At 36.7% G+C, this 19,970-nt stretch carries 22 protein-coding genes; 19 read left to right on the plus strand and 3 right to left on the minus strand.

Annotation, left to right across the window (positions count from 1 at the left end):
• The first annotated feature begins 7 nt into the window (after window positions 1–7).
• The 3 genes from bamA to L2B55_RS06780 are packed head-to-tail and all read left to right on the plus strand — an operon-like array spanning window position 8 to window position 3,655.
• On the plus strand, window positions 8–2,548 hold the full coding sequence (gene bamA, locus L2B55_RS06770; protein WP_237849800.1) for an outer membrane protein assembly factor BamA: 2,541 nt from the start codon (window positions 8–10) through the stop codon (window positions 2,546–2,548).
• Between the two features lie 24 nt (window positions 2,549–2,572).
• On the plus strand, window positions 2,573–3,100 hold the full coding sequence (locus L2B55_RS06775; RefSeq protein WP_237849801.1) for an OmpH/Skp family outer membrane protein: 528 nt from the start codon (window positions 2,573–2,575) through the stop codon (window positions 3,098–3,100).
• A 45-nt stretch (window positions 3,101–3,145) separates the two neighbouring features.
• Entirely contained in the window at window positions 3,146–3,655 is a 510-nt protein-coding gene (locus L2B55_RS06780; RefSeq protein WP_237849802.1) for an OmpH/Skp family outer membrane protein, read from the plus strand.
• Window positions 3,656–3,715: 60 nt separating this feature from the next.
• Here L2B55_RS06780 and cfa read toward each other — a convergent pair whose 3' ends face one another.
• A complete protein-coding gene (cfa, locus tag L2B55_RS06785) occupies window positions 3,716–4,858 on the minus strand; it encodes a cyclopropane fatty acyl phospholipid synthase (RefSeq protein WP_237849803.1) in 1,143 nt (380 codons plus the stop codon).
• A 215-nt stretch (window positions 4,859–5,073) separates the two neighbouring features.
• Here cfa and L2B55_RS06790 point away from each other — a divergent pair, with 215 nt between their 5' ends.
• The 8 genes from L2B55_RS06790 (at window position 5,074) to L2B55_RS06825 (ending at window position 11,658) form a co-directional block, all read left to right on the plus strand.
• A complete protein-coding gene (locus L2B55_RS06790; RefSeq protein ID WP_237849804.1) occupies window positions 5,074–5,745 on the plus strand; it encodes an MCP four helix bundle domain-containing protein in 672 nt (223 codons plus the stop codon).
• 71 nt (window positions 5,746–5,816) lie between these two features.
• Window positions 5,817–6,674: a class A beta-lactamase, subclass A2 gene (gene bla / locus L2B55_RS06795; protein WP_420854519.1), complete on the plus strand. Its 858-nt coding sequence runs from the start codon at window positions 5,817–5,819 to the stop codon at window positions 6,672–6,674.
• A gap of 97 nt (window positions 6,675–6,771) precedes the next feature.
• The gene (locus tag L2B55_RS06800) at window positions 6,772–7,611 is read left to right on the plus strand and encodes an alpha/beta fold hydrolase (protein ID WP_237849806.1); all 840 of its coding nucleotides are present in this window, start codon (window positions 6,772–6,774) and stop codon (window positions 7,609–7,611) included.
• 12 nt (window positions 7,612–7,623) lie between these two features.
• Window positions 7,624–8,121 (plus strand): RNA polymerase sigma factor, encoded by a 498-nt coding sequence (locus tag L2B55_RS06805; RefSeq protein ID WP_237849807.1) that lies wholly within the window; start codon window positions 7,624–7,626, stop codon window positions 8,119–8,121.
• Between the two features lie 16 nt (window positions 8,122–8,137).
• Window positions 8,138–8,686: a hypothetical protein gene (locus L2B55_RS06810; protein ID WP_237849808.1), complete on the plus strand. Its 549-nt coding sequence runs from the start codon at window positions 8,138–8,140 to the stop codon at window positions 8,684–8,686.
• 18 nt (window positions 8,687–8,704) lie between these two features.
• A complete protein-coding gene (locus tag L2B55_RS06815; protein ID WP_237849809.1) occupies window positions 8,705–9,154 on the plus strand; it encodes a DUF1569 domain-containing protein in 450 nt (149 codons plus the stop codon).
• Between the two features lie 99 nt (window positions 9,155–9,253).
• Window positions 9,254–11,035: an aminopeptidase P family protein gene (locus tag L2B55_RS06820; protein ID WP_237849810.1), complete on the plus strand. Its 1,782-nt coding sequence runs from the start codon at window positions 9,254–9,256 to the stop codon at window positions 11,033–11,035.
• A gap of 110 nt (window positions 11,036–11,145) precedes the next feature.
• On the plus strand, window positions 11,146–11,658 hold the full coding sequence (locus L2B55_RS06825) for a DinB family protein (protein ID WP_237849811.1): 513 nt from the start codon (window positions 11,146–11,148) through the stop codon (window positions 11,656–11,658).
• 158 nt (window positions 11,659–11,816) lie between these two features.
• Here the strand turns inward: L2B55_RS06825 and L2B55_RS06830 are convergent, their stop codons facing one another.
• Together L2B55_RS06830 and L2B55_RS06835 are read right to left on the minus strand one after the other, a co-directional pair.
• Window positions 11,817–12,269 carry an SRPBCC family protein gene (locus L2B55_RS06830; RefSeq protein ID WP_237849812.1) on the minus strand — a complete coding sequence of 151 codons (453 nt, stop codon included), beginning with the start codon at window positions 12,267–12,269 and terminating at the stop codon, window positions 11,817–11,819.
• A gap of 6 nt (window positions 12,270–12,275) precedes the next feature.
• A complete protein-coding gene (locus L2B55_RS06835) occupies window positions 12,276–12,608 on the minus strand; it encodes an ArsR/SmtB family transcription factor (RefSeq protein ID WP_237849813.1) in 333 nt (110 codons plus the stop codon).
• Between the two features lie 198 nt (window positions 12,609–12,806).
• On the opposite strand from L2B55_RS06835, the gene L2B55_RS06840 reads away from it, so the two are divergent.
• The 8 genes from L2B55_RS06840 to L2B55_RS06875 all read left to right on the plus strand — a co-directional run bounded on the left by L2B55_RS06840 (window position 12,807) and on the right by L2B55_RS06875 (window position 19,831).
• Window positions 12,807–13,304 carry a DinB family protein gene (locus L2B55_RS06840; RefSeq protein WP_237849814.1) on the plus strand — a complete coding sequence of 166 codons (498 nt, stop codon included), beginning with the start codon at window positions 12,807–12,809 and terminating at the stop codon, window positions 13,302–13,304.
• Between the two features lie 623 nt (window positions 13,305–13,927).
• Entirely contained in the window at window positions 13,928–14,407 is a 480-nt protein-coding gene (locus L2B55_RS06845; protein ID WP_237849815.1) for a reverse transcriptase domain-containing protein, read from the plus strand.
• Between the two features lie 22 nt (window positions 14,408–14,429).
• Complete coding sequence (locus tag L2B55_RS06850; RefSeq protein ID WP_237849816.1) at window positions 14,430–14,708, plus strand: hypothetical protein; 279 nt, start codon at window positions 14,430–14,432, stop codon at window positions 14,706–14,708.
• A gap of 139 nt (window positions 14,709–14,847) precedes the next feature.
• Complete coding sequence (dinB, locus tag L2B55_RS06855; protein WP_237849817.1) at window positions 14,848–15,957, plus strand: DNA polymerase IV; 1,110 nt, start codon at window positions 14,848–14,850, stop codon at window positions 15,955–15,957.
• 150 nt (window positions 15,958–16,107) lie between these two features.
• Entirely contained in the window at window positions 16,108–17,214 is a 1,107-nt protein-coding gene (locus L2B55_RS06860) for a glycoside hydrolase family 18 protein (protein ID WP_237849818.1), read from the plus strand.
• A 257-nt stretch (window positions 17,215–17,471) separates the two neighbouring features.
• Window positions 17,472–18,470: a c-type cytochrome gene (locus tag L2B55_RS06865; protein ID WP_237849819.1), complete on the plus strand. Its 999-nt coding sequence runs from the start codon at window positions 17,472–17,474 to the stop codon at window positions 18,468–18,470.
• An 18-nt stretch (window positions 18,471–18,488) separates the two neighbouring features.
• Window positions 18,489–19,190, plus strand: coding sequence for a twin-arginine translocation signal domain-containing protein (locus L2B55_RS06870; protein WP_237849820.1), 702 nt, complete (start codon window positions 18,489–18,491; stop codon window positions 19,188–19,190).
• Between the two features lie 431 nt (window positions 19,191–19,621).
• Window positions 19,622–19,831, plus strand: coding sequence for a hypothetical protein (locus L2B55_RS06875; protein WP_237849156.1), 210 nt, complete (start codon window positions 19,622–19,624; stop codon window positions 19,829–19,831).
• The last annotated feature ends 139 nt before the right edge of the window (window positions 19,832–19,970 follow it).

A 19,970-nucleotide genomic window follows, 5' to 3' on the forward strand; every position in this document is an offset into this window, starting at 1 on the left:
TGACTTAATGAAGAGGACCCTTTTAACAGCGCTTTTAACTTTATTGCTGTTCAACTTAACCCATGCCCAAATTATTTATAAGCCACAAGCCAGGCCTCAAGTTGACCCTAACTCACCTAAGGAATACATTATTGGCGGTATCACCGTAAGTGGTACACAGTCATTAGATAATGATGTCCTGATTACTATCTCAAAATTAAAAGTTGGTGAACGTATAAAAGTTCCCGGAGAAAAAATAGCTAATTCTATTAAAGACCTTTGGGCTCAGGGACTGTTTGACGATGTTCAAATTAATATTACTGATATCCGTCAAGATTCAATTTTCCTTGAATTATACTTATTGGAACGGCCACGTTTATCAAAAGTAATTTTTAGAGGATTAAAAAAATCAGAGGTTGATGATTTAAATGAGAAAAAACTGAAAGATATTACTGGTAAGGTAGTAAATGAAAATCTTGTTCAAACCACAACTCTTATTGTTAAAAATTACTTTGTTGATAAGGGATATTATAATACTGAGGTTATGGCCACGCAACGTCCTGACTCACTATCCGGACGAACCGCATTGGTATTAACTGTTGATAAGCACACCAAAGTAAAAGTAAACACGATTACTTTTGAAGGTAATACTGCGCTTTCAAACGCAAAGCTTAAAAAGTACATGAAGAACACCAAAGAGCGTAAAGCATATAAAATCTTTGGATCCAAAAAATACCTTGAAGCCAAGTACGAAGAGGATAAGAAAGAGGTTATTAAAAAATACAACCAACGTGGTTTTCGTGATGCAGCTATTGTGATGGATACTGTTTATAGTCATGATATGGCTTCGGTCGACATTAATGTTAAAATTTCAGAAGGCCGTAAATATTATTTTGGTGATATTAAGTGGGTTGGCAACGCTATTTATAAAGCTGATGTTTTAGAAAAACTATTGGCTATAAAGAAAGGCGATGTATATGACGAAGAAAAGCTTGAAAAACGTTTGCGCAACAGCCCTTCGGAAGATGATGTATCATCAATGTATTTAAATAACGGTTATTTATTTTTTAATGTTAACCCTGTACAAACCAGCGTTAAGAACGATACGATTAACCTTGAAATGCAAATTTTCGAAGGTGAGCAGGCTACTATTAACAAGGTTTTAGTAAATGGTAATGATCGTACTAATGATAAAGTCGTATTGCGCGAAATAAGAACTAAACCAGGTGATAAGTTCAATAAGTCCTTATTAATTCGTACCGTACGTGAATTAAATCAACTTGGTTATTTTGACGAGCAAAAAACAAGTCCAGATGTAAAACCTAACCAACAAGATGGCACGGTTGATCTAGCCTACAATGTAACTGAAAAGCCTTCAGATCAATTAGAGCTTTCAGGAGGTTTCGGCGGAGGACGTATCATTGGTACACTTGGTTTAACATTCAATAACTTCTCACTACGTAAGTTGTTTACCAAAGACTGGGGGGGGATCTTACCAGCAGGTGATGGACAAAAGCTTTCGTTACGTGTACAATCAAATGGTAAGTATTATCAGGCCTATAGTTTTTCTTTCTCAGAGCCTTGGTTAGGAGGAGATAAGCCTCGCTATTTTACAGTTAGCTTTACCCATACTAATCAAAATCTTTATGGTTATGATCGTTCTAATCCGAACTATTCTGGCTTACAGTTAACAGGTGTTTCTTTAGGTTTAGGACAACGCTTGAAATGGCCTGATGACTATTTTACACTAAATACATCTGCTGCATTTAATAGGTATAATTTCACAAACTACCAGGGCTTTTATCAATTCCCTACAGGTACTTCGTATACGTTAAGTTTGACAGAGACACTTGGCCGCAACTCAATTGATGCGCCTATTTATCCAACTTCAGGTTCAAACGTACAGCTTAGTGTTGAGTTGACTCCTCCGTATTCATTAATTAACGGACGTGATTACTCTGATCCAAATTTGGCTCCTCAAACCAAGTATAAATTTACAGAGTTTCACCGTTGGAAATTTGATGCCGGATGGTATACTAAGGCTGCTTCATCAAGCAAGTTTGTATTTCACATGGGAATGCACTTAGGTTTCTTAGGATACTATAATAAAGATATTGGTACAACCCAGTTTGATCGTTGGAAAGTAGGAGGTAGCGGTTTGCAAGGGTATGATTATATTCAAGGTGTTGAGATCATTCCTTTGCGCGGTTATGCCGATAACTCAATTGTTCCGGAGGGATATCCTCAGAACTATTATTCAGGTAGTCCTATTTATGCACGTTATTTGTTTGAGCTACGCCATCCAATTACACTTAATCAACAGGCAACTATCTTTGCATTGGCTTTTGCTGAGGCAGGTAACACTTGGAATAATTTCTATACGTTTCAACCGTTTAATGTTAAGCGCTCAGTAGGTGCAGGCGTTCGTATCTTTTTGCCAATTTTTGGTATGTTAGGTTTAGATTACGGTTACGGCTTTGATAGTGTAGCACCAATTCCAGGTGGTGGAAAAGCAAATAAAGGCCAGTTCCACTTCTCTATTGCACAACAGTTAGGAGCAGGGTTCTAATTAAATAGCTTTAAAATAATTCAAATGAAAAGAATTCTTTTAACATTAATGCTTATTACCTCTTTTGGAACTTTGGCTTTAAAAGCTCAGAAAATTGGTTACGTTGATACGGAATATGTGTTAAAGCACATGCCTGAATATACATCTGCTCAAAAACAAATCAATGCATTGTCAGAACAATGGCAAAAAGAAGTTGACCAGAAGTTTAATGAGGTAGATGCTCTTTATAAAGCATATCAATCTGAGCAAATGCTTTTAACAGATGCTATGCGTAAAAAGCGTGAAGAAGAAATTGTAAAAAAAGAAAAAGAAGCCAAAGATTTTCAAAAGCAAAAGTTTGGTCCTGAAGGTGAGTTATTTGCAAAGCAAAAATCATTGGTTAAACCCATTCAGGATAAAGTTTATAAGGTAATTGAACAAATTGCTGAAGACGGAATGTATGCTATTATTTTTGATAAGTCAAATGGAATGCTATATTCGAGCCCGCGTTATGATAAAAGTAACGATGTGCTTGCCAAACTAGGGTTAAAGCCAGGAGAATTTGCCAAGTAAAAAATATTAACCAAGAGAAAATTTTAAGAAAACTGAAGATTAAAAATGAAAACAATTAAAGTTTTAGTTGCGGCAGTAGTGCTGTTGATTTTTGCCGGTAATGCTAATGCGCAAGCCAAATTTGGCCACATTAACGTAAATGAGCTGATTGCTGCAATGCCTGACATTAAAGTTGCTGATAAAGCTGTTCAGGATTTTGGCGCTACTTTAGATTCACAGTTGAAAACCATGGGTACTGAATATCAGACTAAGGTTGCTGACTTCCAGTCAAAAGAGAAAACTATGACAGAAGCCATTAAAGAAACTAAGATTAAAGAGATTCAGGATCTAGAGAAAAGAATTGGAGAGTTTCAAGAAAATGCCAGACAGCAGTTGGGTAAGAAACAAGAAGAGGTTTATGCACCGGTATTAAAAAAGGCTGAAGAAGCTATTAAAACCGTTGCAAAAGAAAACAACATTGCCTATGTTTTCGATTCGAGCAAAGGTGTGTTAATTCAATTCCCTGAAGGAGATAACATTTTACCATTGGTTAAAAAGAAATTAGGTATTCAATAATCAAAATGTTGAATGAAAAAAAGCGAATCGAAAAACGGTTCGCTTTTTTTATGCTCAGTTCTATCTTATAGATTCATATACACTTTGGTTTCCTTTTGAAAGAACTAATTGCCATAATTGTGTGTACCTTGCTCTAAACGAACCTGCACAACACAGTAAATAGTACGTCCACATACGATAAAATCGTTCATCATACTTATCTTTCAACTTAGGCCAATTGGTAACGAAATTTTTATGCCATGCCATTAATGTTTTATCATAATCAGGGCCAAAATTATGGACATCTTCTATTACCATTAAGTTTTCAAGTGCTTGGCTAATTTGCTTTAAGCTGGGGATTAAACAATTTGGGAAAATATATTTAGAGATCCATGGGTCTGAGTGTATGGCAGAGAAATTGGCTCCAATAGTATGTAAAAGGGAAAGACCATCAGGCTTCAAGCATCGGTTTATTAGTTCAAAATAAGTTCTGTAATTCTTTAATCCTACATGCTCAAACATCCCCAGTGAAACAATTCGATCAAATTGCTTATTTACTTTACGGTAATCGGTTTGAATTAGTTCTATAGGCAGACCCTTACAAAGTTTCCTTCCCAGTGCCAGCTGCTCGGTTGATACATTTATTCCGGTTACCTTAACTTGATATTTTTCAGCAGCGTATTTGGCAAAACTTCCCCAGCCACATCCAATATCTAAAACATGCATGCCTGGTTGTAGATGTAATTTTTTACAGGTCAACTCAAGTTTAGCTTCTTGAGCATCATCCAATGTTGTTGCAGATTTCCAGTAGGCACAGGTGTAAGTAAGGCGCTTATCCAGCATTTGGGTAAATAACTCATTTCCTAAATTGTAATGAAATGATGCATTTCGTGCTGCTTCCCTTATGTTCTGAAAGTTTAACACTTTTGCTTCTAAACCAGCAAGCCGGGTACTCCAGTCAAGTTTTGCTTTTTGTTCCACTCCACTCTCAAGTAGCTTAGTGAAAAACTCATCAATTCTGGTACAGTCCCACCAACCATCAACATAAGAATCCCCCAAACCTAGAGAGCCATTAGCCAATACTCTTTGGTAAAAATGTGGATTATTTACTACTATATCGAATGTATTTGTACCATTAACGATTATCCCGGTTCGTTCAATTATAGCTTTAACTTTTCTTTCATAAAATGAGGTTGCCGGTGTTGCCAATGCAATTGATTTCATATAAGCGTAAGTTTTAAATAGTAGTTATGTAATTGATAAAATTTACCAAATTATGAGCAAAACTCAATGAAATTCGTGGGAATTTTATAGGATAAACCTTGGAGACTGTTACATGTTATGTTATTTTATTTCTATAGGATAATAATTACCTTGGGAGATTAAACAACAATTAAACCTGATTACTTAAAGTTTTGACGACCAATTAATAAATAATGATGAAATGGGCATTTACTATTAAGCAAAAGATTAAAGCAGCCTCGTTGCTTGTCCTTGTATTTGTTATTGTCTTGGCTAAGAATATTATAGATCGTAATAATGTTTTGGAGTTAGGAGAATCCTTTTCTGTAGTTTATGAAGATAGATTGCTGGCTGAAAGTTACATTTATCACTTTGCAGAACATCTATATCAGAAAAAATTAATGTTTAAAAACAATGAGATTACAACAGTGAGTCAGGGTTTAAAAGATAAAATAGCTTTTCATAATAGAAGTATTGATAGCATTACTGCATTTTATGATAAAACTACATTAACCAAGAATGAAGCTGTTTATTATAATGAGTTTAAAAAAGCAGTAACTGAACTAAAAAGAAATGAAGAAACTTATCTGAATAGTTCTTTGCGCCCAGGTGAAACGGCTGTAGCTGTTAATCAGATGAATAAACAGTTGAATTTAGCATTGCTCAAGTTGAACCAACTTTCGCAAATTCAGATTACAGAAGGCAAATTGTTGAATGATGATTCTAAAAAGATTGTTTCAGGTTCTAAAATTTTAACTCAATTGGAACTTGGCATATTAATTATCATTGGGTTAATTATACAAGTTCTTATTTTTACCTCTGGAGAAATAGTTGCTAAACAGCCTCCTCGTCATCCAAGCCTGAATTGATTTTCAGGATATTTTAAGTATTTATCATAAAACCTATTTCTACTTTGAAACATTTTTTAAGTTTAGCATTTATGACTTTTATGTCATTTACTGCTGTGTACGCCCAATCGTTACGTAATCAAATTGAACAAATTTCACAAAAGGCCAGAGGCAATGTTGGAATAGCAGTTCTGAACCTTGAAAGCGGAGACTCAATAACATTTAATGGAAATTATCATTTTCCTATGCAGAGTGTCTATAAGTTTCCATTAGCCATGGCAGTTTTACATGCCGTAGACAAAGGAGTGTTAAACCTAAGCCAGAAAATCTATTTAACCAAAAGAGATCTTTTGCCCAATACTTGGAGCCCATTAAGAGATAAATATCCTGCAGCAAATGTGAATGTTACAATTAAAGAACTATTACATTATACAGTTTCTTTAAGTGATAATAACGGTTGTGATATTTTATTCAGATTGATGGGTGGACCTAAAAAAGTTGAGGAATATGTGCATGCACTGGGAGTTAAAGAAATTGCGATAGTTGCTACTGAAGAAGAAATGCATCAGGCCTGGGATGTTCAGTATACCAATTGGAGTAAACCAACTGCAATGCTGCAATTATTCAAATTATTTTATAATAGTAAAGTTTTATCGGATTCAAGCACTAAATTTCTTTGGGACGAAATGGCCAAAAGTCCTACTGGCATGCAACGTCTGAGAGGGCAGTTGCCTGATAAAACTGTTGTAGCTCACAAAACAGGTACATCGGGGGCAAAGGATGGAATAACTGGAGCCATAAACGATGCCGGTATAATTGTGCTGCCTAACGGACAACATTTGGCAATCGTAGTTTTTATTTCTAATTCTTTAGCCAATGATAAGGTTCAAGAAGAAGTAATAGCAAATATTGCAAAGGCGGTTTGGGATTCGGAACTTGCAAAAAAATAGATTGTCCAAGTAAAATTATTTTTTGAAAAATCTTTTTCGACCTGTAACATTTTAAAGCTTGTCGTATCTAAATGACAAATTTTAAAACATACTAAAAATGAAAAAGATAAAATTTCTACTGATTCTTTTAGGCTTTGTCCTTTTATGCATAAACGTGTTTGCTACTGAAAAATCATTTAATGTGGAAATTGCCGGAGATGGAAAACAGACCGTTATCCTTATTCCTGGTTTTACTTGCTCCGGAGATGTTTGGAATGAAACCATTGTTCATTTAAAACAAAAGTTTAAATGCTATAAACTAACAATGGCTGGTTTCGCAGGTTCAAAGGCACAAGAGAATCCAGCTTTAAAAAATTGGGAGGAGGATATCGCCAAATTTATTGACGAACAAAAGCTTGTAAAGCCAATTGTTATCGGTCATAGCATGGGTGGAACTTTAGCAATGATGTTAGCTTCCGATTACCCGGATAAAGTTGGTAAAATAGTGGTTGTTGATGCTATTCCTTGCCTTCCAGCTATGTTTAATCCTACATTTAAGTGCACAGAAAATCCTGATTGTTCTCAAATGATAACTACCTATACTCAAATGGATGATGCTAAGTTTGCCCAAAATCAATTGGCAGGCATTAAGCGCTTGGTTGCTGATACTTCAAAATATAACTTAATTACGAAATGGGGTATTGATACTGACCGCAAAACTTATGGTAAGTTGTTATGCGATCTATCAAATGTTGATTTGCGTGACCGTATCGCTTCAATTAGTTGTCCATCGTTGATTTTGCTTGAAGCTCCTTTTAAACAATTTGACTCTGTTATGAAGGTTCAATTTGCAAAACTGAACGGATCAAAAATCGCTTACTCTGATAAAGCCTTACATTTTATTATGTATGATGATAAAGAATGGTATTTAAACCAATTGGCTAATTTTCTCAACTAAAAACTATTTTTAATGACCTTTGAAGAAATCTATCAAGCCTATTCACCGAAAGTGTACAGGTTATGCATGGGGTACGTTAACGATAGTGATTTAGCCAAAGATCTTACCCAAGAATCGTTTATATCGGTTTGGCAAAATTTATCTAAGTTCAGGAATGATTCAGCTATAGGTACTTGGATTTTTAGAATTGCTGCAAATAACTGTTTACGGCAATTGGAAAAAGAGAAGTGGGTAATGAAAGCAGAATTGCCGACAGAATTAGAAGACGTAATTCAGGAAGGTTCAAATGTACAGGAAAAACTTTTGTTTAAGTTTATTGCTGAATTGGAGGAAACCGATCGTTTAATCATTTCCCTTGAATTGGAGGAGTTACCTCAGGCTCAAATCGCTGAAATTATAGGCATTTCAGAAGGGAATATTAGAGTGAAAATTCATCGTATTAAAGAAAAAATCCTTAAAAAATTTCAACAACATGAACAGCTTCAACGATATAAAACAACTTTGGCATAAGCAGCCACCCGTTGATTTGCCTGATGTAAAAGAGATTATCGAAAAAGCTCGAAGTTTTAATGCAAAAGCAAGGTTTTCGGTATTAAGGCTAAATATAGTATTGTCTATTACGATAGCTGTAGTTTTGGGTATTTTAATTTATTTTAAACCTGAATATTTAACCACAAAAATCGGGGTTCTACTTGCAGTTATAGCTATGGTTATGGTTATTACCGGGCAAAACAAAATGATAAAAATGTTATTTAAATTTAATTCTTCTGAAGAAAGTAGTCAGCAGTATCTTCAGAATCTTATTTTATACCGGAATAGGCTGGCCAATTTTCAGCGCCAAACCATGAGTATTTATTTTGCACTTTTATCTTTAGGTATTGGCCTTTATATGATTGAATATACAGTTAGGATGCAATGGGCATATGCTTTATTAGTTTATTCTATAACTTTTGCATGGATTGCTGTTAATTGGTTTTATTTTCGTCCAAGGCAAATTAAGAAACAACAAGAGAAGGTCAACGAAATGATAATTCAATTAGAGCGGGTGAGTAGTCAGCTTATTGAAGGAGCTTAATTTTTAACTGAATTGAAAATGAAAACTGTTTTAAACAAGGCCGATAATAACGAAATTATAGAGAGAATAAATCAATTAACAGCAGTAACTAAACCACTTTGGGGAATAATGAATGTGGCTCAAATGCTAGCACATTGTCAGGCACCTATGCGCGTGGCCCTAGAAACCAAGTCTGTTAAACAAAGTTTTGTAGGGTTTTTGTTAGGCGGTTGGGCCAAAAGGCAATTTTTAGGTGATAAACCTTTTAGAAAGAATTTGCCTACTGATAAAACATTTATTGTCGCCGATGAACGAGATTTTACTAAAGAAAAAGCAAAGATCATTGAAATGCTTACAAGTTTTGCCGATCAAGGGTCATCCTCGATAATACAGTCAGTACATCCATTTTTTGGTAACATGACAGCTGACGAATGGGGGATGCTTCTCTGGAAGCATCTCGATCATCATTTGCAGCAGTTTGGTGTATAATAAATTACTTGAAGCGTAACGAGTGTGATAAAAACAGAAAATCAATTCTTCCTCACAAACAGATAAGGTATATTTACGCCGAAAAATATTTTTACACAGATGAAGTATACTGAAAAACTAAGTGCTATTCGGATGCAAATGCAGCAGAATGGTGTTGATGCCTATATAATTCCTTCTTCCGATCCGCATATTAGCGAATATTTACCTGATCATTATAAATGTTTAGAATGGACCTCAGGCTTTACAGGTTCTGCAGGTACATTGGTAATAACTCAAAACTTTGCAGGCCTATGGACTGATGCCCGTTATTTTGTTCAGGCAGATGATCAATTGAAAGATTCTGGATTTGAGCTTGTTAAACTAAAAATTCAACATACGCCTGAATATATCGAATGGTTAACTGAACAACTTTTGAAAGGAGCAACCGTTGCATTTGACGGATGGCTGGCTTCGGCTGAGTTAGTAAAAGTTATGCGCTCAGGTTTTAACCGATTTAATTTTAAACTGAAAAGCGATGCAGATTTTCTTTCGCCAATTTGGGAAAATCGTCCAGCTTTTTTAAATAATCCAACGTTTCTACTGCCTGAGTCAACCACCGGTGAATCTACAGAAAGTAAAATCGCCCGATTAAGAAGTGCAATGCATAAAAATCAGGTTGATTTTCATTTGATTTCATCGATGGATGATATTGCCTGGTTATTAAATGTTCGTGGTAGCGATGTAGAATGCAATCCATTAGTATTAAGTCATATAATGGTTTCGGCACAAGAGGTGGTTTGGTTTGTAAATGACAGCCGTATTGAATCGTTCGACAAAACTACTTTAGCTAATGCTGGGGTTTCAATTAAACCATATGAGGCTTTCACTGCTGACATTGCACAGATACCTGCTGGTAAAGCTGTATTGATTGACCCTAAAAAACTTTGCCAGCGAGCTTACGAGTCAATTCCTGTAGGTGTGAATATTATAGAGGGAACAAATCCAACTACTTTATTCAAGGCAATTAAAAACTCTGTCGAGCAAGAACACATTCGTCATACTATGGTGAAAGACGGTGTGGCTATGGTAAAGTTTTTGAAATGGCTAGAAGAAAATATAGGAAAAATTAAAATTGACGAGATTTCAGCTGCTGAAAAATTACTCGGGTTTCGCGCAGAACAAGTCGGATTTGTGGGAGAAAGCTTTGGAGCAATCTCGGCCTATAAAGGTCATGCAGCATTGCCACACTACAAATCTACTCCTGAAAGTAATGTGGAGTTGAAACCGGAGGGTATTTATTTAATTGATTCGGGGGGGCAATATCATACAGGTACCACCGATATAACTCGTACCATATCTTTGGGTAATCCTTCATTTGAAGAGAAGAAAGATTATACCCTGGTATTAAAAGGAATGATTGATTTGAGCATGATTCGTTTTCCTGAAGGTACTAAAGGTTATCAAATGGATGCGTTCTCGCGTCAGTGGTTATGGAAAGAAGGATACAACTTCGGACATGGTACTGGACATGGAGTTGGTTTCTTTTTAAATGTACACGAAGGCCCTCAGAGCATTAGCATTGCTGGTGGAATTAATGTGGCATTTCAACCGGGTATGCTAAACTCAAATGAACCGGGTATTTATCGTCCTGAAAAACATGGTATTCGTATAGAAAATTTAGTTATTTGTCAGGAAGATGTGAAAACTGAATTTGGTCAGTTTTTGAATTTCGAAACAGTTACTATTTGTCCGATTGATAAATCATTGATTCAAAAAGAACTGTTAAGTGACACGCAATTGAGTTGGTTGAATAATTATCATCTGTTTGTGTTTGATAAACTTTCACCACATTTAACTGCAGAAGAGCAAAGCTGGCTAAAAGAAAAAACAGCTGCTTTATAATAAAAGCTATAACCCTATTATTTAAACGACCTTTAATGTATTTTAAAGGTCGTTTTTATTTACTTTTGATATGCTTGTATTGTTAGTTTGAATAAAAAATTAGACGCGCTATGAAACAAGTAAGATGGTTTGATCGGAAATTTGATTTTAATTATGAGGAAAATATCTTTCCTTCTATTGTTGAACGTTTATTAGGAACGACGCTTAGATTGGAGGATAAATTGTCGAAAATTCCATTAGCTAAGCAAACAATAAAACTCGATAATGAGTGGTCAATATTGGAGCACATTGGTCATTTGTCTGATTTAGAACCCTTATGGCAAATTCGCCTTCAAGAGATTTTGGCAGGAAAGGAATTTATGACTGCGGCTGATCTTCAGAATACAAAAACAGAGCAAGCGCCTCACAATAACAAAAGCTACACTGAATTGATAGGTGAATTTGCTCAGTTGCGCGAGCAAACATTAAAAATGATTGAACCTCTTGACGAGAATGAAATCTATAAATCATCACTCCATCCGCGATTAAAAACACCGATGAGAGTGATGGATTTGTTTTTATTTGTGGCGGAGCACGATGATCATCACCTGGCAAAAATCACAGAACTAAATCGCTTATTATAATTACTTCATAACTATTAGGTGCGTAAATGTTTTTAATCACGGCTCCAATCTAAACTTTGGATTCGGTATAAAATAAGAAACCAGTGAATGTCTTTTCCTGACTTCTTATGTTCTAACCCTCACCCGGGTTAGTGAATAAAGTTTATGTTTTTAAAATGCTAATCTACTTTTTCTGAAATTGATTCATTTCGTTTAACATAATCAGCCAAGCTGGTTCCAATAATATAAGTCCAACCTTCTACAAAGTTTCCTTTTGCAAAATGCGGATTGTTTGCTGGGAAGGTTTCAAGTCCTGCATGGGTAAGTTTGAGTTTGGTAGAGGCACCTTCTTCAAACAATTCAAAAGTTACTAATGAGTCACCTTCAAATCCTTCATAACGCCAGCTATAAGTCAACTTTTTGGGGAATTCAACTTCTTTTACTTCGCAAAGATGAACATAAATGGTTCCTTCGCTTTCTCCGGTAAAACTAAATTTACATCCAACAATTGGTTCAAAATCAGGTATGTCAAAGTACCATTGCATCATTTTTTTCTTGTTGGTTATCGCATCCCAAACACGTTGAACGGGTACGTTAAAGCTTCGTTCAATAACAAAAGGTTCATTTTTCATAACTACTTATTTTAAGGAGGTGTTATTTGTTGATTGATCTGATTTTAAAAAATCATTTAAAGCATCAAGTTTATCTGTCCAGAATTTGCGGTATTGTTCAATCCAATCGGCGACCTCACTAAGTGGCTGTAAATTGGCTTTGCAAAAGCGCTCTCGACCTTGTTGCTTTACAGTAAGCAAGCCGCATTGTGCTAGAATTTTTATATGCTTTGAAATTGCAGGTCGGCTCACCGAAAAGTTTTCGGCTACGGCATTAAGGTTCAATGGTTGCTTTGATACCAGACTGATAATTTCTCTACGTGTTGGATCAGAAATAGCCTGAAATACATTTCTTCTCATTGTATTACTATTTGAGTAACCGAATGGTTTCAAGATTAAATAAAACCGATTGGTTACGCAAATGAATACTGTAATAATATATGTAATCGATGGAGGCATGCAAATTGATAACTATTTTATTTTTCAGTTATTCCTGCTGACATAGGGTTGTCATTTGCCCTTGGTTATTTTGAATCAACATATAAAAAATATACCACTATGAACACTATTCAAAAGTTATTGAAAGAAATGGAACAGGAAGCTCAAACTACTCGTAAGATGTTAAGCAGAGTTCCTGATGACAAATACGATTGGAAACCTCATGAAAAAAGCATGACCATTAAGCAACTTGCTACCCACATTGCTGAACTACCATTGTGGGTAACCATGACATTGACAACTGATGAACTTGATTTTGCAGCGAACCCATATCAACCTGAAAACATTACCAAAACCACTGATTTACTAGCTTATTTTGAAAAATCATTAACAAATGGTAAGGAGCATTTGGAAAAGGCTAATGAGGCTTTGCTAGAGCAAAACTGGACATTACGCAATGGCGAGGAGATTTATTCAACTTCAAGTAAGGAAGAAGTTATCAGAATGACATTTTGTCAAATTGTACATCACCGTGCTCAATTGGGAGTTTATCTGAGATTGTTAAATATTCCAATTCCTGGTAGTTATGGCCCGAGTGCTGATGATATGAGTTTTTAACATCTTTTTTAATCCCCTTTAAAATCTTAAAGGGGATTAATATTAGTGCGTCAGGCATGTTTAATAGCTCTAGGGTGCAAGTCCCGAACTCGCTTTGTAGTGGGAAGTGTTAGCCGACGGCAAGGGTGTCCTTCGCGAGAAGGAATCTGAAGGAAGCCCAAGGCAAACTCTCGAGCCTACGAACAGAAACTGTATAAGAGGCAGTCATGGCAGGATAAGATTGCTAAAGAAATCAAAGTCCCACACTACACAGATGCCATGAATGTATATGCAGAGGCTACATGAGAGGAAAGCGATTAGACTTACCCTGAGAGATCTGATAACAATCTGGCAGCGGGAGAAGCGCAACCTAAAGCGGAAACAGCTTGCAGGGATGCAAGCACTGGTGTTATCAGAAGTCAGCAGAAGCCATAGTATTCCAAGTAATGTTGGGAAAAGGGCTGAATGTTAAAATTGGCAAGGAAACAGCTAAATCATTTGAAGCGAAAAAAAAAAAAGCCGAAACACGTAAGAGAACTGTCTGCATGAGGAAAGGTCGGAAACCGAAAGTAGACTGCAGAAGGAGCTTAGCAGAAAATGAAAGAAACTGACGGAATTGCCCGAATGCGCTATCGGTTAAAGTAATGCTAGAGAGAATATTCGACAGAAGGAACCTTGAAAGAGCCCTTGTTGCCGTAGAACGCAACCAAGGGGCAGCGGGTATTGACCATCTGCAGAGCGATGAACTTCGCCCCTATGTAAATGCCCACTATCAAGCCCTACTGAAAAGTATACTCCAAGGCACTTATGAGCCACAACCCGTGCGGAAAGTAGAAATACGCAAACCACAGGGCGGCAAAAGGATGCTAGGAATTCCTTGTGTAGTGGACAGGATGCTGCAACAAGCGGTCTCCCAATGGCTAATTCCACAGTACGAACAGGAATTTAACGAAAACAGCTTTGGTTTCAGGCCTGGTAAGAATGCCCATAAGGCAGTAATGACTGCCCAAAAGTACCTTAACACAGGCCGGGAATGGATAATAGAGCTGGATTTGGAGAAATTCTTCGACAAGGTAAACCACCAGCAACTACTGGGTCATCAGAGGCTGGGTAAACTACTTTAAAATCGCCAATGCGAGAAGTAAAATGGAGAAACTTGATGAATGGTTAAGAACCCGATTGCGAATCAACACCTGGAGGAGATGGAAACGGATACGAACCAAAGTCTCCAACCTAATAAAACTCGAAGTAGGAAAATCATTGGCCTATCAGTGGGGCAACACAAGTAAAGGTGCAGCCAGAGTTGCACACAGCCCCATTTTACTTAGAACGCTGAATATCAGCTACTGGAAAAAGAAAGGCTATTGGGGTTTTCAGCATTATTATTGTCAATGGCAAGCCGATGGGCAACCGTCGTTATTTTAACAAACCGCCGTATACGAGAACCGTACGTACGGTGGTGTGAGAGGACAGATAGGGAAATAATCCCTATCTTCCTACTCGATAGAACAATGAACTCTCTCTCATTATTTAAGTATGATAGAAGGTTTAAATTTGTAAAATCATGGCAGAAGAGCATTCATCGAATTACCTGCGTAAGATTATTCATATTGATATGGATGCATTTTATGCGTCAGTTGAACAACGGGATAATCCTGATTACAGAGGAAAGCCGTTAGTTGTGGGTGGTTTGCCAGAAGGTAGGGGAGGGGTAGTTGCTACTGCTAGCTATGAAGCCCGGAAGTTTGGAATTCGGTCGGCAATGTCCTCTAAAAGAGCCTTGCATTTATGCCCGGAAGCTATTTTTATTCGTCCCCGCTTTGCAGTTTACAAAGAGGTTTCTGCTAAGATTCGTGAAATTTTTGAAAGGTATACTGATTTGATAGAGCCTCTCTCGTTAGATGAAGCTTTTTTAGACGTTACATATGATAAGGAAGGTATCGGTTCGGCAATTGAAATTGCCAAGTTGATACGTAAAGCAATAAAAGATGAATTAGATTTAACGGCATCGGCGGGTGTATCAATAAATAAATTTGTAGCCAAAATAGCTTCAGACTTCAATAAACCTGATGGTTTAACGTTTGTTGGTCCTTCGACAGTTGAGAGTTTTATGGAAAAACTGCCGGTGGAAAAATTCTTTGGAGTAGGTAAAGTGACGGCCGATAAAATGAAGCGGATGAATATTTTTACTGGAGCCGATTTAAAAAAGCTTAGCGAAGAACAGTTAACTCTCCATTTTGGAAAGATAGGCCGTTTTTTTTATAAAATTGTTAGGGGAATTGATGATCGCCCGGTTCAGCCCAATAGAGAAACAAAATCAGTCGGTGCTGAGGATACTTTTGCATATGACCTGACTGATATTGATGAAATGAACGCAGAGTTGGATAAAATAGCGCAGGTAGTTTATAATCGTTTACAACGTTATCAATTAAAGTGTCGGACTGTTACTCTCAAAATCAAATATCACGACTTCAAACAAATAACTCGAAATCATTCTTTTGCTCAAGGTATTAACGATTGGGCTACCATTGCATTAACAGCAAAGGAGTTGTTATTAAAAACTGCACCTCAAGAGCATAAAATTAGACTGTTGGGCATTTCTCTCTCAAATTTCTATGAGACACAAGCTTCTATGACAAAATTATTTAATCCATCGCAGTTGGAGTTGTTTTGATAAGAGAAGAATGATGGATCGGGATCAATTGTGTTAAGTTAAAAAGTAAGCTGTGTTTTTGTTACAAATGGACATCGATAAAAGATGTCTAAACAATTATATTTACAATGTTTGTGATGTTTAATTGATAAAATATTATCTGTTGAATCTATGTCATTGTTTAAATTTAAATCAATAGTTTTAATAACTGTGTTAACGGCATTAACATTTAAGGTAAATGCCCAGGCAAACAAATTTCAGGTGATTGCTTATTTTTTTGGTGGAACAGAGCAAGCCAAAACAGTTCCGGCAAATAAGCTAACTCATGTGATTTTTAGTTTTTGTCATTTGAAAGGAAACAAGCTAAATGTAGATAAAGCTGCTGATACAGCTACAATTCAACAATTGGTGGCTTTGAAAAAAATAAATCCTAAATTAAAAGTGCTGCTTTCGCTTGGCGGCTGGGGAGGATGCGAAACTTGTTCTAATGTGTTTTCAACTAATGAAGGTAGAGGTGAGTTTGCAAAATCGGTAAAACATCTGAACGATTATTTTAAAACGGATGGTATTGATTTGGATTGGGAATATCCGGCAATTGAAGGATATCCTGGGCATAAATATAAACCGGAAGATAAAGCTAATTTTACGGCCTTAGTTGCAGAACTCCGTAAAAAATTAGGTAAAAAGCAACTTATCACTTTTGCCACTGGAGGTTTTCAAAAGTGCCTTGAAGAATCAATTGACTGGAAAGGAGTTATATCAAAGGTCGATTATATTAATTTGATGAGCTATGATTTGGTAAATGGGGATTCGTTTGTAACAGGTCACCATACAGCCTTGTACTCAACACAAAGTCAAAAAGAGTCAACTGATAATGCTGTTTCATACTTGCTGAAACAAGGAGTTCCTTCTTCTCAAATTGTTATAGGCGCAGCGTTTTATGGCCGTGTTTGGGAAAACGTTCCAAATGTAAACAATGGCTTGTATCAATCGGGTAAATTCAAGTATGGTTTAGATTATGGTAAAATTGTCGAGGAAATACCAAAACAAACAGACTTTGTATACTATTGGGATGAGATTGCCAAGGCTCCTTTCTACTATAGCGCAGATAAAAAGTTGTTCTTGACTTACGATGATAAAAAATCGATTGAATTAAAAACTAAGTATGTAATGGATAAAAAGTTGGGTGGAATAATGTTTTGGGAAATTTGTAATGATGCTAAAACGGATGGCCTACTTGATAAGATTGATGACGTAAAGAGAAAGGCTTCAAAATAAAATTAAGTGTAAGTTGTACAAAAGCGAGGGTTATTAACAGTAACTCTCGCTTTTTGCGTTTAAATTAAAATAAGTCAGGTAGTTGATATGGTTTAAATATCTTTAAATCAGTTTGTCGTAAATGTGTAATGGGTAATTTTCCGTAAATTTATGCCGCTTACAGGTTGGTCGCAGTCTATTTAAACCAATTAGGAGTGGATCTCAATGTTTCTTGTAGCTATCATTCTTCTGTAAAAGCTTCACCGGTTTTTTATAAAATGAATACGTTCGTTTTATATTGTATCTACATTCCGATATGCTTATTTTATTCCTGTAACTCCAAACAAGCTAAATCAGATAAAACAAAGAATCCTTCCGAAAGTTCAAGCCATATAGATAAGTCAAGTATTTGGAATGCCCCAGATACAACACTTATCCCACAAAACGATTCTGGAAGGCTAATTAGTTATGGCCGTGATTTAATTCGCTATACTTCTAAGTATCTAGGGCCTAATGGCTCTGTAATGCAGATTTCAAATGGGATGAACTGCCAGAACTGTCATTTAAATGCTGGAACAAAACCCTTTGGAAATAATTATAGTGCCGTAGCATCAACCTTTCCGAAGTTTAGAGCTCGTTCCGGAACAATTGAATCTATTGAAAAAAGGATAAATGATTGCCTTGAGCGTAGTTTAAATGGGAAGTCACTGGATAGTTCCAGTACAGAAATGAGAGCAATTGTTGCTTATATGAAATGGTTGGGTCAAGGTGTTGAAAAAGGAAAGACTCCTTTAGGTGCGGGATTGATTGATGTTCCATTTTTAAATCGTCCGGCAGATTCTGCGAAAGGACAGTTGGTTTATATAAGTAAGTGCGCAAAGTGTCATGGCAATAATGGAGAGGGATGGCGTTCAACAGACAAGAAAGGGTATTTGTATCCTCCACTTTGGGGATCTAATAGTTATAATATTGGGGCCGGATTATATCGTTTAAGTCGGTTTGCAGGATTTGTTAAAGCTAATATGCCATATGATACGAATTCCAATAACCCTAATTTAACAGATGAGGAAGCTTGGGATATTGCCGCATTTGTAAACAGTAAGCAGCGTCCTATAAAAAGTTATCCTCATGATTGGCCCGACAGTTCTTTAAAGCCATTTGATCATCCCTTTGGTCCGTATCATGATAATTTTACCGAGCGTCAGCATAAATACGGCCCATTTCAACCTATTCAAGACGAAAATAAAACAAAAAATTCATCAGGAACACGTAAGTAAAATCTAAAACCAATAATTATGGATACGCTTAATTTAAATCAACCTACCTCTAGGAGGAAGTTTTTAGGTAATCTGGCTATTGGTGCAGCCACAGCCGGAGTTGGATCTCTATTTAATCCATTTCAGGCTCAGGCAGGCATTACGATTGACGAGGCCATGATCAATGATGCCGACACCTGGTTTAACCAAATTAAAGGAAAGCATAAAATTGTATTTGATGTTACAGAACCCAATGGTGTTTTCCCTTTTGCGTGGCCTAAGATATTTTTATTGACAAACGAAAAAACCGGGACTCCTGCTAAAGAATGTAATGCAGTTGTTGTACTTCGCCATGAAGCCATTCCATATGCGATGAAGGATGACTTGTGGCTAAAATACAAATTTGGTGAAGTATTTCACGCTGACGATCCTAAAACTAATGCAGCATCTGTTCGTAATCCTTTCTGGCAACCTAAAGAAGGCGATTTTCAAGTTCCGGGAATTGGCAATGTGAATATAGGCATAAATGAACTACAAGCCAGTGGGGTTATGTTTTGCGTTTGTGATATGGCATTAACTGTTTATAGTGCTGTTGTTGCACAAAAAATGAACATGGCACCGGCTGATGTGAAAAAAGAATGGGTTGCTGGGGTATTGCCAGGTATTCAGATCGTTCCATCAGGTGTTTGGGCAGTGGGACGAGCTCAGGAGCGTGGTTGTGGTTATTGTTTCGCGGGATAAGTTTAACTGTTGACTGTAAATAGTGATGATTAAGACAAATCGGAAGGTTGTGAGGGGAGTTGTGCGTCATAAATTTCTTATCAATTGCTGAAGAAAGGAAGATGAAAAACGAATTATAAATTCTTTTTCAAATTTTTCTTGCAGAGCTCCAGTGGGTTAGGTTCGGGTGGAGGAAAAAGGGAGGAAAAGGATTTGGAGGAACGGAAAAGAGTCGTACTTTTGCGCTCCGCAATCGGAAGGAAGGCGGCAGGTTGAAAAGCTGAAAAGGAGCAAGTAAAAAGAAGATCGAAGGGGTCTTTTTGTAGGTTGCGCGAAACGAAAAAAGCGGTCAAAATTATTTTAAAATAAATTTGGCAGAAGAGAAAAAAAGTTTCACCTTTGCACTCCCGAAACGACGGGGACGCTGATGAGGAAGTCAACAGCGGAAGAAATTGAAAAACTGGCCTGAAGAGGAATCGAAAGCAGAAAAGCGAGAAAAAAAAGTTAAAAAAGTTCTTGCAGAAGTCAAAAAGATGCTTACCTTTGCAGCCCCGCTGAGACGGAAGGTCGGCAGCGAAAAAGAAGAAAGAAAAAACGACGAAGGATACAGGGAAGTTGCAAGACGAATCGGTTCGACTCCGGTACTATCCACGACAGGTTAACAGCGGTTAACCGAACGTTCTTTGAAGAGATGAGAATAGCGCAGCAAATTGTAGCAATACAATAAGCTAGCATACAATAACTGTCAATCCAAGAGACAATGGTTCTTCGGAACCACCTGTATCCGCAAGGATACAAGGA

The organism is Solitalea lacus (assembly GCF_022014595.1).
Taxonomy (GTDB): Bacteria; Bacteroidota; Bacteroidia; order Sphingobacteriales; family Sphingobacteriaceae; genus Solitalea; species Solitalea lacus.